The following is a 15114-nucleotide window of genomic DNA, read 5'->3' on the forward strand; positions in this document are numbered from 1 at the left end:
ACGACATCGCTCCCCGCACGGCCGCCGCGCAAGGCGGTACGGTGGGGCGTGAAGGATGCGGCTACGCGGTCCGAGGAGGGAGCCACCGATGATTCTGCTCCGTCGCCTGCTTGGTGACGTGCTGCGTCGGCAGCGCCAGCGCCAGGGCCGTACTCTGCGCGAAGTCTCCTCGTCCGCCCGAGTCTCGCTCGGCTATCTCTCCGAGGTGGAGCGGGGGCAGAAGGAGGCTTCCTCCGAGCTGCTTTCCGCGATCTGCGACGCGCTTGACGTACGGATGTCCGAGCTCATGCGTGAAGTGAGCGACGAACTGTCGCTCGCCGAGCTGGCTGAGTCTGCAGCAGTCCCGGAACCGGTGCGTGCGCCGGTTCGCTCGATGCTCAATTCCGTGTCCGTGGCCGGTGTGCCACCGGAACGGGTCACGATCAAGGCGCCCGCGGAGGCGGTCGACGTCGTCGCGGCGTGATGCGAGGCTGCTCCTGAGCAGCTCTGGGAAGTGTGTGGAAGCCCCGACCGGGTACCCGGTCGGGGCTTCCGTGTTGTCGAGGTCGTCCCGCCCGGCCCCCTAGCAGGTGTTCTGGGGCCAACCGTTCGCGAATCGACCTATTTGGTTATTTTGTGACATGGTTGGTGGGGATTTACCTCATTTCGCTCGTGTGTTGGAGGAGACAGATGTACGTCGTGAAGAGCCCGCTGTCCGACGCGGATCTCAAGGCGGTCTCGGAGGCCCTGCAGGGCGCGCTCGTGGACCTGGTCGACCTGTCGCTGGTGGCCAAGCAGATCCACTGGAATGTGGTCGGCCCGCGCTTCCGCTCCGTGCACCTGCAGCTCGACGAGGTCGTGGACACCGCCAGGCAGCACTCGGACACCGTCGCGGAGCGTGCCTCCACGCTCGGCGTCTCGCCCGACGGGCGTGCTGCGACCGTGTCGCAGAGCAGCGGCATCGGGAAGATCCCTGAGGGCTGGGTCAAGGACGTGGACGCGGTCGGGACGCTCGTGGACGCGCTCGGCGCGGTGATCACGCGGATGCGCGAGCGCGTCGAGGCGACGGGCGACGCCGACCCGGTCAGCCAGGACATCTTCATCGGCATCACGGCCGACCTGGAGAAGCACCACTGGATGTTCCAGGCGGAGAACGGCTGACCCCGCGTGTGAGGGCGCTCCCCATGGGACGGCGTGGCCGTTCGCGCGCCGAGGAGCGCGCGGCGGGGCAGCAGCTCCCCGTCGCGCTCCAGGCGCCGCCGATACGCCCTCCCATGGGGTGAACCCCGGCGTTTAGCGTCGACCTCGCGTCGGGTGGGAGGTGGCATCTGTGGCAGCCGTGAGCGGGACAGCCGTGACATGGCGGACCGTACGGTGGGTGCCCTTCCTGGCGCTCGGCGCGCTGTGGTGGTGGGGTGTGCTGCGGCTCGCCTTCTCGCCCGACGCGGGAGTTCTCGAAGGAGCGGTCGCCGCCGGTGGCTGGGGGCTGAGCGTGCTGCCCGTCCACTGCGTGCCCAGGGCGCGTGCGCTGGGCGAGGCAAGGGCGGCCAGGGGAGCGGATCCCGCGCAGTACGCGCGGCGTCCCGACGGAGAAGTGCGGTGGCCGGGGGAGCGTACGGCTCTCGCCTGGTGGGGACGGGCGGCCGTGTCGGCGGGGCGGGTGCGGGGGCACGCTCTCCGCGTGCGCGCTACCAGGGCATGGCGACGCCGCCGTTCGGGCGGAGGATCTGGCCCGTCGTGAAGGACGAGGCGTCCGACGCCAGATGCAGCACGGCGTGAGCGATGTCGTCCGGTTCGCCCACGCGGCCGAGCGGTGACATGCGCAGCATGGTGCGCTCGGTGTGCCCTTGCTTTTCGGTATGCGCCTGCTTCTCGCTGTTGGAACGCGTCGTCATGGGGGTGCGGACCCATCCCGGTGCGACGACGTTCACGCGGATCCCGTGCGGGCCGAGCTCTGTGGCCAGCGTCTTCGAGAGCTGGACGACGGCCGCTTTTGCCGCTCCGTAGCAGAGGAGTCCGGGGGCGCCGGTGTCGACGGCGCCCGACGCCATGGTGATGATGCTGCCGCCCGACCCCGCGTCGACCATCGCGCGGGCCGCGGCCTGACAGGCGTACAGGACACCCTTGAAGTTGATGTTCAGGACGCGGTCGAGGTCTTCGTCGCGCGTCTCCAGGACCGGACTGCTGTGCATGACGCCGGCTATGGCGGCGAGGATGTCCAGGCGGGGGGTGGCCGCTGTGGCTATCGCCCGGTCGACCTGTGCCCTGTCGGTCACGTCCAGGGGGTACGTGTAGGCGGTGCCGCCCGCCTTTGTGATGAGTGCGGCGGTCTCTTGCAGTCCCTGCTCGTCGCGGTCCGCGCAGTGCACGGTGGCGCCCGCCTCCGCGAGGAGCCGGGCCGACGCGCGGCCGATGCCACTGGCGGCGCCGGTGAGGAATGCGGTGCGTCCGGTGAGGTCGTACGCCTTGACGGGCATGACGGGACGGTACGGCTGAGCTGACGGGGCGTCAACTGTTGTGGCGGTGCGCGTTGTTGGCGGGGTGTGGTGTTGGGGTGCCGGTCAGGGGGTCGGGCCCTGTTGGCAGGTGGGGCACCAGTAGGTGGGGCGGTCGCGGGAGCCGTCTCCTTGCTGGGCACGGCGGATGGGGGTGCGGCAGCGCCAGCACGGGCGGGACGCGCGGCCGTAGACGAAGAGGCGCTGGCCCGGGCGGTCGCGGCCCGTGGTGGTGCGGTTGGGCTGATTCCGGTTGGCGTCCAGGAGTTTCTTGGCGATGCCCGGCACGTGGGCGGCCGTCTCTTCGGAGAGCTCGCCTACGGGGAGCCAAGGGGTGACGCCGAGGATGAAGCAGATGTCGCTCTTGAACACGTTGCCGATGCCCGCGAGGTTCCGCTGATCCAGAAGGGCTTCGCCGAGTGCGCGGTCGGGCACCGCCAGGATGTTGTTCAGCGCGCGCTCCGGGTCCCAGTCGGGGCCCAGCAGGTCGGGGCCCAGGTGGCCCACGGCCTTGTCCTCGTCGGCGGTGCGGAGCAGCTCCAGGACGGGCAGGCGGTAGCCGACGGCGGTGCGTTCGGCGGTGCCGAGGATCGCCCGGATCTGGTGTCCGGGGCCGCCGCGCCAGCGCTCACCGGGGGCGTACAGCTGCCAGGAGCCGTCCATCCGGAGGTGCGAGTGGAGGGTGAGGCCGCCCTCGATGCGGGTGAGGAGGTGCTTTCCGCGCGGGGTGACGTCCAGGACGGCGCGTCCCGTGAGGTCGACCGTCGCGAGTTTGGGGACGCGGAGGTCGGAGCGGGTGATCGTGTGCCCGGCAAGGGCGGCGTGCAGGCGTCGGCACGCCTGGTAGATGGTGTCACCTTCGGGCATGGGTCCAGGGTGGCATGACGGGGGTGGCGGGGGAGGGGGCGGCGGGCGCTCGGGTGATCCTGTACGTAGTGGTCATGCCCGTAGCCGTAGGCCGCGCGGGGTGGCGTGGAAACCGGCTCCCTCCAGGAGAGGGGCGAAGGGGGACGTGAGCGCGGCGGCGCCGTTGACCCGCTCTACCGTGACCGTGCCCAGGGAGCCCGCGCGGGCGGCGCCGGCCAGCGCCTCGGAGGCGGCGTGCAGGCGGGGGTCGTCGGCGATCGGGGCGTCAGGGGCGGCGGGCCAGGCGAGGAGCGTCTTGCCGCCACGCTCCATGTAGAGCGTCAGTTCGCCGTCGACCAGGACGACCAGGGACCCGGCCTTGCGGCCCGGTTTGTGGCTCGCGCCGTTCGGCGGCTCGGGCCAGGGCAACGCGGCCCCGTACGCGTTGGCGGGGTCGGCGGCGGCGAGGACCACCGCGGCCTGGGCGTCCGAGGGGCGCGAACCGTCCGTACGGTCACGGGAGTTCGCCGTCGCGCGCAGGCGGTCCACCGCGCCGTCCATGGCGAACTGCGCGGCGCCGAGTCCCTCGACCACGTAGCCGCGACGCGCCTGGCCGCTGTCCTCGAAGGCCGACAGGACGCGGTACACCGCCGAGAAGCCGCCTTCGACCCCCTCGGCGGCGACCGCGCCGCGTGTGACGACGCCGTGCCGGTCGAGGAGGGCGCGGGCCAGGGCGTGGGCGCGCAGGGTCGGGTCGGGCTCCCGGGGAGGGAGCAGGGACCAGCGGCCCGCGACGGTGGGAGGGCCGGTGCGGGAGGCGGTGCGGGCGGCCGCGGTGAGGCTTCCGTACCGCCCGCGCGGGACGCCGCGCTTGGCGCGGTGGGCCGTGGAGCCCGCGGTGCGTCCGGATCCCAGGAGGGAGCGCATCGGGCCGAGCGTGTCGTTCGTGAGTATCCCGGACCAGGCCAGCTCCCAGATGGAGTCGGCCAGTTGCGGGTCCAGCGCGTCCGGGTGGGTGGTGGCGCGCACTTGGTCGGCGATCTGGCGGAAGAAGAGTCCGTACCCTCCGGAGAGCGTGTCCAGGACCGACTGGTGCAGGGCGGTGAGCTCCAGGGGGTGCGGGGGCGGCAGGAGCAGCGGCGCGGTGTCGGCCAGGTACAGGGAGACCCAGCCGTCCTTGCCCGGCAGCGAACCGGCACCCGCCCAGATGACTTCGCCGGCCGCCGTCAGTTCGTCGAGCATGGCCGGGTTGTAGCCCGTCACGCGCGAGGGCAGGACGAGCTTCTCCAGGGCGGAGGCGGGAACCGTGGCGCCCTGCAGCTGCTCGACGGCGCGCACCAGGCCGTCGATGCCCCGCAGGCCGTGGCCGCTCAGGTTCTGCCACTGGGGCAGGAACTGGGCCAGGGCGGCGGGGGGCACCGGTTCCAGTTCGTGCCGCAGGGCGGCCAGGGAGCGGCGGCGCAGACGGCGGAGCACCGCGGCGTCGCACCACTCCTGGCCGATGCCCGCCGGATGGAACTCGCCCTGCACCACACGGCCGTTCGCCGCGAGGCGTTGCAGCGCGCCCTCGGTGACCGCCGCGCCGAGTCCGAAGCGGGCCGCGGCCGCGGCGGACGTGAACGGGCCGTGCGTGCGGGCGAAGCGGGCCAGGAGGTCACCCAGGGGGTCCTTGACGGGCTCGGTGAAGGCCTCGGGGACGCCCACGGGCAGGGCGGTGCCGAGGGCGTCCCGCAGCCGTCCCGCGTCCTCGATGGCCGCCCAGTGCTCCGCGCCCGCGATACGGACCTGGATCACACGGCGTGCGGCCGCCAGCTCTTGCGCCCACTCCGGCTCGGCGCCGCGCTCGGTCAGCTCCGCCGCGGTGAGCGGGCCGAGGAGTCGCAGCAGGTCGGCGACGCCTTCGGCGTCCTTGACGCGGCGGTCCTCGGTGCGCCACTGGAGCTCCTGCTCCAGTTCCGTCAGGACGTCGGCGTCGAGCAGTTCGCGCAGCTCCGCCTGGCCGAGGAGCTCCGCGAGCAGCCGAGAGTCCAGGGAGAGGGCCGCCGCGCGCCGCTCGGCGAGGGGGGAATCGCCCTCGTACAGGAACTGTGCCACGTACCCGAACAGGAGGGAGCGGGCGAAGGGGGAGGGTTCGGGGGTGGTGATCTCGACGAGCCGGACGCGGCGCGACTCGATGTCGCCCATCAGCTCGGTCAGGCCCGGTACGTCGAAGACGTCCTGGAGACACTCCCTGACCGCTTCCAGGACGATGGGGAAGGACCCGAACTCGCTCGCCACCTCGAGGAGCTGGGCGGCGCGCTGGCGCTGCTGCCACAGGGGGGTGCGCTTGCCGGGGCTGCGGCGGGGCAGCAGCAGCGCGCGGGCGGCGCACTCACGGAAGCGCGAGGCGAACAGCGCCGAGCCGCCCACCTGGTCGGTGACGATCTGATTGACCTCGCCCTTGTCGAAGGTGACGTCACCGGCGCCCACCGGGGGCTTGTCGGCGTCGTACTCCACAGGGGGAGCGCTGGGCTCCTGGTCGAGCAGGTCGAAGCCCATGAGGTCGGCGTCCGGGAGCCGGAGCACGATGCCGTCGTCGGCGTGCATGACCTGGGCGTCCATGCCGTACCGCTCCGTGAGGCGGGCGCCGAGAGCGAGGGCCCAGGGGGCGTGCACCTGGGCTCCGAAGGGGGAGTGCACGACGACGCGCCAGTCGCCCAGCTCGTCGCGGAACCGCTCCACCACGATGGTGCGGTCGTCGGGGATGTGCCCGCAGGCCTCGCGCTGTTCGCCGAGGTACGCCAGGACGTTGTCGGCGGCCCACGTGTCGAGGCCGGTGGCGAGGAGGCGCTTGCGCGCGTCCTCCTGCGAGAGCGCGCCGACCTCGCGGAGGAACGCGCCCAGAGCGCGGCCCAGTTCCAGCGGGCGGCCCAACTGGTCGCCCTTCCAGAAGGGAAGGCGGCCCGGGACGCCGGGGGCGGGCGAGACGAGGACCCGGTCGCGCGTGATGTCCTCGATGCGCCACGAGCTCGTACCGAGGGTGAAGACGTCACCCACCCGCGATTCGTACACCATCTCCTCGTCGAGCTCTCCGACCCGGCCACCGCCCTTCTTGGGGTCGGCGCCCGCGAGGAACACTCCGAAGAGACCGCGGTCGGGAATCGTGCCTCCGGAGGTGACCGCGAGGCGCTGCGCCCCGGGCCGTCCGGTGACCGTGCCCGCCACGCGGTCCCAGACCACGCGCGGCCGCAGCTCGGCGAACGCGTCGGAGGGATACCGTCCGGCGAGCATGTCCAGGACGGCGGTGAACGCGGACTCCGGGAGCGAGGCGAAGGACGCCGCGCGGCGGACCACCGTCAGCAGGTCGTCGACCTGCCAGGTGTCGAGTGCGACCATCGCGACCAGCTGCTGGGCCAGCACGTCCAGTGGGTTGGCCGGGATGCGCAGGGACTCGATGGAGCCGGTCCGCATCCGCTCCGTCACGACCGCGGCCTGCACCAGGTCCCCCCGGTACTTCGGGAAGACGACTCCCGTCGAGACAGCGCCCACCTGGTGGCCCGCCCGGCCCACGCGCTGGAGCCCGGAGGCGACCGACGGCGGCGATTCGACCTGCACGACCAGGTCGACCGCGCCCATGTCGATGCCCAGCTCCAGGCTGGACGTGGCGACGACGGCCGGCAGTCTGCCCGCCTTGAGGTCCTCCTCGACCTGTGCGCGCTGCTCCTTGGAGACCGATCCGTGGTGGGCGCGCGCCAGGACCGGCGGGGCGCCCTTGGCGGCCCCCGACTCGGCCATCAGCTCCGCGGGGGAGTGGTCCTCGGGGAGCGCCTCGCCGGTCGCTCTCTCGTAGGCGATCTCGTTGAGGCGGTTGCACAGGCGCTCGGCGAGACGGCGGGAGTTGGCGAACACGATCGTCGAGCGATGCGCCTGCACCAGGTCCGTGATGCGCTCCTCGACGTGCGGCCAGATCGAGGGGCGCTCCGCCTCGGCCCCCGGCCCGTCCCCGGAGTCGCTGACCGGGGAGCCGCCCAGCTCCGCGAGGTCCTCGACCGGGACGACGACCGACAGGTCGAACTCCTTGCCGGAGTCCGGCTGGACGATCTCCACCTTGCGCTTCGGGGACAGATAGCGCGCCACTTCGTCCACCGGGCGCACCGTCGCCGACAGGCCGATGCGCCGCGCGGGCTTGGGCAGCAACTCGTCGAGCCGCTCCAGGGAGAGGGCGAGGTGGGCGCCGCGCTTGGTGCCCGCGACGGCGTGCACCTCGTCGAGGATCACCGTCTCGATGCCGGTCAGCGCGTCCCGCGCCGCCGACGTGAGCATCAGGAAGAGGGACTCGGGCGTGGTGATCAGGATGTCCGGCGGGCGTGTCGACAGCGCACGGCGCTCGGCGGCCGGGGTGTCACCGGAACGGATCCCGACCCGCACCTCCGGCTCGGTCATGCCGAGGCGCACCGCCTCCTGACGGATGCCGGTCAGCGGGCTGCGCAGATTGCGCTCCACGTCCACCGCGAGCGCCTTCAGGGGTGAGATGTACAGCACCCGGCAGCGCTTCTTCGCGTCGGCCGGCGGTGGTGTCGAGGCCAGCTGGTCGAGGGCGGCGAGGAACGCGGCCAGGGTCTTCCCGGAGCCCGTGGGCGCGACGACGAGGACGTCCGAACCCTCGGAGATGGCCTGCCACGCCCCGGCCTGGGCGGACGTGGGCGCGGAGAAAGCACCCGTGAACCAGCCGCGGGTCGCGGGGGAGAAGCCGTCGAGAGCGCTGGAGGCGCCGGGAGCACTGGACGCGGAGCTGACCATGAACCCATCGTGCACCCCGCCACTGACAACGGCGCCGACCTGCGGAAAAGAGGTTGCGCGTCCGGCGCAGAATGGAGGCATGGCGGGTTCGGCGGAGCAGGCGCGGCACTGGCGGTACGCGGCGCTGCCCGACGTCGACCTGCTGCGTGCCCGCTACGTCAGCCGGACTTTCGCGCGCCACACCCACGAGCACTTCGTGATCGCGGCGATCGCCGAGGGCGTCGACGTCTTCCACCACAGCGGTGCCGACCGGCACGCGGGGCCGGGCTCCCTCGCCCTGGTCAACCCGGACACCCCGCACACGGGCCGGGCCGGCGACCCCGGGGGTTGGCGCTACGGAGCGGTCTACCCGGCACCGGACGTGGTCGCCGCCATCGCGGCCGAGACGACGGCCCTTCGCGGTACGCCCGGCTTCATCCGCCCGGTCCTCGACGATCCGTACGCCGTGGCGCTCGTCCACCACGTGCTGCGCGCGGCCGAGGAGGGCAACGCGCTCGCCGCCGACACGCTGCTCCGGGTGGCGGTGACCCGGCTGCTGCGGCTCAACGGCGGGCACCTGCCGCAGCGCACCGTGCGCACGGCGGGCGCCAGGACCGCGGCACGCGCGCGTACCGTCCTCCAGGAGAGCCTCACGGATCCGCCGAGCCTGGAGCGGCTCGCCACCGAACTCGGCACGAGCCCCTTCGCGCTGCTGCGTGCCTTCCGGGACATGTACGGGATGCCGCCGCACGCCTGGCTCACCGACGCGCGCGTGCGCCGGGCCCGCCACCTGCTCGACGCGGGCACCTCACCCGCCGACGCCGCCGTCGCGGTGGGCTTCACCGACCAGCCGCACCTCAACCGGCACTTCACGCGCATCGTGGGGGTGCCGCCGGGGGCGTACCAACGCGAGCGCAAGAACGTACAAGACCCGCCGGCGGACCTGCTCGTACCGTCCGACGCGTGGCAGAACAGAGGCCCCACACGGGCATAGACCAAGAAGAGCCCTCCCGGGTGGAGGAACAGTCCTTGCAGGCGGAGACAGAGCCCTCCCGGGTGGAGGAAGAGGCCGCTACGGAGAAGCCCGATGCCGCTGTCGTCCGGGACGCGCTCGGTGTCGGCGTCGCCGTCGGGCTCTCCGGCTTCGCCTTCGGAGTGACCTCCGCGGGCAGCGGTCTCACCCTGCTCCAGACCTGTGCGCTCAGCCTGCTGGTGTTCACCGGAGCCTCGCAGTTCGCCCTGGTCGGCGCGCTCGCGGGCGGCGGGAACCCGTTCACGGCCGCCGCGGGCGCCTTCTTCCTGGGGGTGCGCAACGCGTTCTACGGGCTCCGCCTCTCCCAGTTGCTCGCCCTGCCGCGCGCGGTACGGCCGTTCGCCGCGCACTGGGTCATCGACGAGACCACCGCCGTCTCGCTCGCCCAGCCCACGCGGCGCAGTGCCCGGATCGGCTTCACGGTCACCGGGCTCAGCCTGTACGCCCTGTGGAACATCACCACACTGCTCGGAGCCCTGGGCGCGGAGGCGATCGGTGACACCGACGCGTGGGGGCTCGACGCGGCGGGACCCGCGGTCTTCCTTGCGCTGCTCGCACCGATGCTGCGGACCACGACGGAACGCGCCGTCGCCGGCATCGCCGTCCTCCTCGGACTCGGTCTGCTGCCGGTGCTGCCGGCGGGCGTGCCCGTCCTCGTGGCGGCGCTCGCGGTGCCGATCGTCCTCACTGCAGAAGGCCGACGGGCTCACCACAACGGCACCCGGAGGGCGGACCGTTGAACATATGGATCGCCATCGGAGCGACCGCCGTGGGCTGCTACCTCGTCAAGCTCGCAGGGCTGCTGGTACCGGTGGGGACGCTGGAACGCCCACGCGTCCGACGCACGGCCGTCCTGCTCCCCGTGGCTCTCCTCGCGGCGCTCACGGCCCAACAGGCCTTCGCCGACGGGCGGGTGCTCGTCCTTGACGCGAAGGCGGCAGGGCTCGCCGCAGCGGCCGTGGCGCTGCTGTTGCGCGCGCCGTTCCTCGTCGTCATCCTCGCGGCCGTCGCCGTCACGGCGGGAGTGCGGGCGCTGACGGGGTGAGGGGGCGAGCCCTGGTGCCCTCTCTCAGGCGATGTCCCGTCCGTACGCCCGGAGCGTGCGCAGTGCCTGGATGGTGACGATGGGCCGCGCCTCCATGGCCGTGCCGGGAGCCCACTGCCGCCAGCGCACCGGCCAGCCCCCGTCCGCCTCCTGGTCCCCGGCCAGGAAGTCGAGGGAGCGTTCCATCTCCGCGTCGGTGAACCACGACCGCGCGAGCGACTCAGGGACCTTCGCGAAGTCGTGTGGGAAGTGGTGTTCCCCCGGGGCGTAGCCGGGCGGCGCCGGATGCGCGTCGAGGTCCGCCGGATCCAGCGCCACGAGCCGCTGCTCGCGCACGAGCCGGCCCAGACGGTCGGCGGCGGCACGCGCGCGTGAGCGGTCGGGTGCACCCTCCAGGAAGGCGACGGCCGCCTGGATCTCGTAGGGGTGCGACTTCTCCAGCGACTCGACGGCCGCCCAGCAGAAGTCCGTGGCCCGGAAGAGCCAGGCGTGCCACACCTCGTTGCGGTGCAGCAGACCCACCACTGGGCCGGTGGCGAGCAGCTCGCTGGGCGGGTCGTCCACGATCGGCATGAACGGCGCCGAGGGGTAGCCGCGCTGGCTGGGATGGATCGCGGGAAGGGCACCTTCGGGTGTCGATACCGACGTCAGGTAGCGGCATACGCGCTCCACCCGCTGCCCGCCGCAGCGGTGGATGGAGTCCAGGACGCCCAGCGCGTGCCCGGTGTGCAGCGGCTGGCTGACGGGGCCGCGCAGATCGGGCTCGAGCGCGAAGCCGTACCCGCCGTCGGCGGTGGCGTACGAGGTCAGGGCGGTCTCCACCGCGTCCGCGGCCGTGTCGCCGCCCGCGCCGTCGAGGAAGTGGTACGCGAACCGTCGCTGTTCCAGGACGCGCGCGGTGAGCCAGACGAAGCGCTCGGCGCGGGCGAGCGGGGAGAGCGCCGCGTCGGGTGAGGGCACTGCGGGGGATGCTCCGGTTTCGGCCATGGACCGACCGTAGGACGGAAAGCGTTCTCGCCGAGCCCCCTGCGCCGGGCTGCACCCTCAGGGGCGTGATACTGGAGGCATGCGGTTGACGGTCTTCTGGCAGCGGATGGCGGCCCACTTCGGTGCGGGGTACGCCGACTCCTTCGCGCGCGATCACGTGATGGCGGAACTGGGCGGCCGTACGGTCCATGAGGCGCTGGAAGCGGGCTGGGACGCCAAGGACGTCTGGCGTGCGGTGTGCACGGCGATGGACGTACCCGCCGAAAAGCGCTGACTAGGGGCGGTTCGACGGCGCCGGAGAGCTTTACGCGCGCGTGGGCCGTCCCAAGCCCGTCCCAAGATGCGAAGGTGGCGTCCGATCGACGCCGCCGTGGGCGAGACTTGCTCCGTGGCACCGACAGACGAGACCGCGCAGGTCACCCAGGACATCGCTCCGCCCGGCACGACACCGCCCGCACAGCCCCCCGCCGGGGCCGAGGCAGGGCAGGGCGCCCGCATGCCGCGGTGGCTGCCGCGCGCCATGATTCTGGCCCTCGCGCTTGTCGCCTGCTTCCAGCTGGGCAGCTGGGCGTTCCATCAGCTGACCGGGCTGTTGATCAACGTATTGATCGCGTTCTTCCTGGCGCTGGCGGTCGAGCCGGCGGTGAGCTGGATGGCCGCGCGCGGGATGCGCAGGGGCTTCGCCACGTTCCTGGTCTTCCTCGGCGTGGTGATCGCCAGTGCGGGCTTCGTCGCCTTGATGGGGTCGATGCTCGCGGGCCAGATCGTGGACATGGTCGAGGACTTCCCCGACTACCTCGACAAGGTCATCAGCTGGATCAACCAGACCTTCCACACGGACCTCTCCCGCGTCGAGGTCCAGGACAGCCTGGTCCACTCGGACTGGCTGCAGAAGTACGTGCAGAACAGCGCCAGCGGTGTCCTGGACGTCTCCGCGCAGGTGCTGGGCGGTCTCTTCCAGCTCCTGACGATCCTGCTGTTCTCGTTCTACTTCGCCGCCGACGGGCCGAGGCTCCGGCGCGCGCTGTGCTCGGTGCTGCCGCCCGCCAAGCAGGCCGAGGTGCTGCGGGCCTGGGAGATCGCGGTCGACAAGACCGGCGGTTACCTCTACTCGCGCGGCCTGATGGCGCTGATCTCCGGGATCGCGCACTACATCCTGCTCCAGGTGCTCGAAGTCCCCTACGCGCCCGTGCTCGCCGTGTGGGTCGGCCTCGTGTCCCAGTTCATCCCCACCATCGGCACGTATCTGGCGGGCGCCCTGCCGATGCTGATCGCCTTCACGGTCGACCCCTGGTACTCGCTCTGGGTGCTGATCTTCGTGGTCGTCTACCAGCAGTTCGAGAACTACGTGCTGCAGCCCAAGCTCACCGCCAAGAGCGTGGACATCCATCCCGCGGTCGCGTTCGGCTCGGTCATCGCGGGCACGGCGCTCCTCGGCGCGGTCGGGGCGCTCATCGCGATCCCCGCCGTCGCGACGCTGCAGGCGTTCCTCGGGGCGTACGTGAAGAGGTACGACGTCACGGACGACCCCCGGGTGCACGGGCACCGGCGCCAGGTCGGAGCACCCCTCCTGGCCCGGATGCGGCGAGCGCTGCGGGGACCGAACCGGCCGGAGGCCCCGGCGGAGCCCGGTGGGGTTTCGCCGAAGCCGGGCAAGCGCAGGTAGCGGAGCGGACGCCGACGACCCCGGCGTGCCACGCTTGACACTAAATTCGAACATCCATTCTCATGGGTTGACCGGCGGCGATTCTGCGGGCTGGGCCTGGAGTTATCCACAGGCTGGACGGGCGTCGGGGCGGATTGTCAGTGGCAGGCGTTAGCGTCTTTGACGTGAAGCGATCGACTCAAGCAAATCGGGTGGAACCCATGGCAGGAACCGACCGCGAGAAGGCGCTCGACGCCGCGCTCGCACAGATTGAACGGCAATTCGGCAAGGGCGCAGTGATGCGCATGGGCGAGCGGCCGAACGAGCCCATCGAGGTCATCCCCACCGGGTCGACCGCGCTCGACGTCGCGCTCGGCGTCGGCGGCATCCCCCGCGGCCGCGTGGTGGAGGTGTACGGACCGGAGTCCTCCGGTAAGACGACCCTCACCCTGCACGCCGTGGCGAACGCCCAGCGGGCGGGCGGCGCGGTGGCCTTCGTGGACGCGGAGCACGCCCTCGACCCCGAGTACGCGAAGAAGCTCGGCGTCGACATCGACAACCTCATCCTGTCCCAGCCGGACAACGGAGAGCAGGCCCTCGAGATCGTCGACATGCTGGTCCGCTCCGGCGCCCTCGACCTGATCGTCATCGACTCCGTGGCCGCCCTGGTGCCGCGCGCGGAGATCGAGGGCGAGATGGGCGACTCGCACGTGGGTCTGCAGGCCCGCCTGATGAGCCAGGCGCTGCGAAAGATCACCAGCGCGCTCAACCAGTCCAAGACCACCGCGATCTTCATCAACCAGCTGCGCGAGAAGATCGGCGTGATGTTCGGCTCCCCGGAGACCACGACCGGTGGCCGGGCGCTGAAGTTCTACGCGTCGGTGCGCATGGACATCCGCCGCATCGAGACCCTGAAGGACGGCACGGACGCGGTGGGCAACCGCACCCGCGTCAAGGTCGTCAAGAACAAGGTCGCGCCGCCCTTCAAGCAGGCCGAGTTCGACATCCTCTACGGCCAGGGCATCAGCCGCGAGGGCGGCCTGATCGACATGGGCGTCGAGCACGGCTTCGTCCGCAAGGCGGGCGCCTGGTACACGTACGAGGGCGACCAGCTCGGCCAGGGCAAGGAGAACGCCCGCAACTTCCTGAAGGACAACCCCGACCTCGCCAACGAGATCGAGAGGAAGATCAAGGAGAAGCTGGGCGTCGGTGTGAAGCCCGAGGCTCCGACCGAGGAGCCGAGCGCGGACGCGGCGAGTGCTGCCCCGGCTGCCGATGACGCCAAGACGGTGCCCGCTCCGGCGGCCAAGGCCGCCAAGTCCAAGGCCGCGGCGGCCAAGAGCTAGTCCGTGACGCGACGAACCGACTGGGCGGACCACACCGCCCCCGAAAGCCGCACCGGCGCTGCCGGGCGGGGCCACGGGGGCGGTGTGGATCAGGACGGAGTGGGCCGGTACGCCGACCGGAGTGACGGTGACGGCTTCCAGGGCGGCGAAGGCTTCCAAGATGACGTGGGCCTCCAGGACGGCGGGGGCCATCAGGATGGCGGGGGCCATCAGGAGGGCGAAGGCTTCGAGCACGGTGGCGGGCGGAGCCGTGGGCGCCGGCGTCGCCGCGGCCGCTTCGGGGATTCCGACAGCCCGGGCGGCCACCAGGACAGCGGCGCCTCTTCCTCGTCGAGGGCCGAGAAGGGGGAGCCGCCGACGGATCCGGCCGAGCGGGCGCGGGCGATCTGCCTGCGCCTCCTCACCGGCACCCCCCGCACGCGCAAGCAGCTCGCCGACGCGCTGCGCAAGCGGGAGATCCCCGACGACGTGGCGGAAGAGGTCCTCTCCCGCTTCGAAGAGGTCGGGCTGATCAACGACGGCGCCTTCGCGGACGCGTGGGTGGAGTCCCGGCACCACGGCCGGGGTCTGGCCCGCCGGGCGCTCGCGCGGGAGCTGCGTACCAAAGGCGTGGAGTCCACGCTGATCGACGAGGCCGTGGGGCAGCTCGACACGGAGCAGGAGGAGGCGACCGCACGCGAGCTCGTCGCCCGCAAGCTGCGCTCCACGCGGGGCCTCGACCGTGACAAGCGCCTGCGCCGCCTCGCGGGCATGCTCGCCCGCAAGGGATACGGGGAGGGCATGGCGCTCCGCGTGGTCCGGCAGGCGCTGGAGGAAGAGGGCGAAGAGACCGAGGACCTGGGGTACGAGGGGTTCTGAGCGGGCCGCCCCCACGGGGGTGGGGCGGCAGCCGGAGCGATCCGCGCATCCCGACTCGCGCTCCGCAGGGTGGGGGTAACCCCCCTGCGGAGACGCCGGGTTGCCGCAGTGCACAGGAACCT

General features: G+C 72.1%; 14 protein-coding genes. 10 read left to right on the top strand and 4 right to left on the bottom strand.

Annotated features, from left to right (window positions below; genetic code table 11):
- The first annotated feature begins 88 nt into the window (after positions 1–88).
- The 3 genes from NOO62_RS29370 to NOO62_RS29380 all read left to right on the top strand — a co-directional run bounded on the left by NOO62_RS29370 (position 89) and on the right by NOO62_RS29380 (position 1720).
- The gene (locus NOO62_RS29370; protein ID WP_055564110.1) at positions 89–463 is read left to right on the top strand and encodes a helix-turn-helix domain-containing protein; all 375 of its coding nucleotides are present in this window, start codon (positions 89–91) and stop codon (positions 461–463) included.
- Between the two features lie 206 nt (positions 464–669).
- On the top strand, positions 670–1140 hold the full coding sequence (locus NOO62_RS29375) for a Dps family protein (RefSeq protein WP_268773813.1): 471 nt from the start codon (positions 670–672) through the stop codon (positions 1138–1140).
- A 217-nt stretch (positions 1141–1357) separates the two neighbouring features.
- A complete protein-coding gene (locus NOO62_RS29380) occupies positions 1358–1720 on the top strand; it encodes a hypothetical protein (RefSeq protein ID WP_321170659.1) in 363 nt (120 codons plus the stop codon).
- Here the strand turns inward: NOO62_RS29380 and NOO62_RS29385 are convergent.
- The 3 genes from NOO62_RS29385 to NOO62_RS29395 form a co-directional block, all read right to left on the bottom strand.
- The gene (locus tag NOO62_RS29385) at positions 1668–2456 is read right to left on the bottom strand and encodes an SDR family NAD(P)-dependent oxidoreductase (RefSeq protein ID WP_268773814.1); all 789 of its coding nucleotides are present in this window, start codon (positions 2454–2456) and stop codon (positions 1668–1670) included. The genes NOO62_RS29380 and NOO62_RS29385 overlap by 53 nt on opposite strands.
- Before the next feature lie 84 nt (positions 2457–2540).
- Positions 2541–3341, bottom strand: a complete 801-nt coding sequence (locus tag NOO62_RS29390) for an Fpg/Nei family DNA glycosylase (protein ID WP_268773815.1) — start codon at positions 3339–3341, stop codon at positions 2541–2543.
- A 72-nt stretch (positions 3342–3413) separates the two neighbouring features.
- The gene (locus NOO62_RS29395) at positions 3414–8099 is read right to left on the bottom strand and encodes an ATP-dependent helicase (RefSeq protein WP_268773816.1); all 4686 of its coding nucleotides are present in this window, start codon (positions 8097–8099) and stop codon (positions 3414–3416) included.
- Between the two features lie 79 nt (positions 8100–8178).
- Between NOO62_RS29395 and NOO62_RS29400 the strand changes: the two genes are divergently transcribed.
- The 3 genes from NOO62_RS29400 to NOO62_RS29410 all read left to right on the top strand — a co-directional run bounded on the left by NOO62_RS29400 (position 8179) and on the right by NOO62_RS29410 (position 10156).
- The gene (locus tag NOO62_RS29400) at positions 8179–9072 is read left to right on the top strand and encodes an AraC family transcriptional regulator (RefSeq protein WP_268773817.1); all 894 of its coding nucleotides are present in this window, start codon (positions 8179–8181) and stop codon (positions 9070–9072) included.
- 62 nt (positions 9073–9134) lie between these two features.
- A complete protein-coding gene (locus NOO62_RS29405; protein ID WP_268775834.1) occupies positions 9135–9851 on the top strand; it encodes an AzlC family ABC transporter permease in 717 nt (238 codons plus the stop codon).
- On the top strand, positions 9848–10156 hold the full coding sequence (locus NOO62_RS29410) for an AzlD domain-containing protein (protein WP_268773818.1): 309 nt from the start codon (positions 9848–9850) through the stop codon (positions 10154–10156). Before NOO62_RS29405 ends, NOO62_RS29410 begins: the two co-directional genes overlap by 4 nt.
- Before the next feature lie 24 nt (positions 10157–10180).
- Here the strand turns inward: NOO62_RS29410 and NOO62_RS29415 are convergent, their stop codons facing one another.
- Entirely contained in the window at positions 10181–11143 is a 963-nt protein-coding gene (locus tag NOO62_RS29415; RefSeq protein WP_268773819.1) for a hypothetical protein, read from the bottom strand.
- A gap of 79 nt (positions 11144–11222) precedes the next feature.
- Between NOO62_RS29415 and NOO62_RS29420 the strand changes: the two genes are divergently transcribed.
- From NOO62_RS29420 to recX, 4 genes are all read left to right on the top strand, one after another.
- On the top strand, positions 11223–11417 hold the full coding sequence (locus NOO62_RS29420) for a DUF3046 domain-containing protein (protein WP_268773820.1): 195 nt from the start codon (positions 11223–11225) through the stop codon (positions 11415–11417).
- Between the two features lie 114 nt (positions 11418–11531).
- Positions 11532–12809, top strand: a complete 1278-nt coding sequence (locus tag NOO62_RS29425; protein ID WP_268773821.1) for an AI-2E family transporter — start codon at positions 11532–11534, stop codon at positions 12807–12809.
- A 200-nt stretch (positions 12810–13009) separates the two neighbouring features.
- Entirely contained in the window at positions 13010–14134 is a 1125-nt protein-coding gene (recA, locus tag NOO62_RS29430) for a recombinase RecA (RefSeq protein WP_268773822.1), read from the top strand.
- Positions 14135–14137: 3 nt separating this feature from the next.
- Positions 14138–14992, top strand: a complete 855-nt coding sequence (gene recX, locus NOO62_RS29435) for a recombination regulator RecX (protein ID WP_268773823.1) — start codon at positions 14138–14140, stop codon at positions 14990–14992.
- Positions 14993–15114 lie beyond the last annotated feature (122 nt).

The organism is Streptomyces sp. Je 1-369 (assembly GCF_026810505.1).
Taxonomy (GTDB): domain Bacteria; phylum Actinomycetota; class Actinomycetes; order Streptomycetales; family Streptomycetaceae; genus Streptomyces.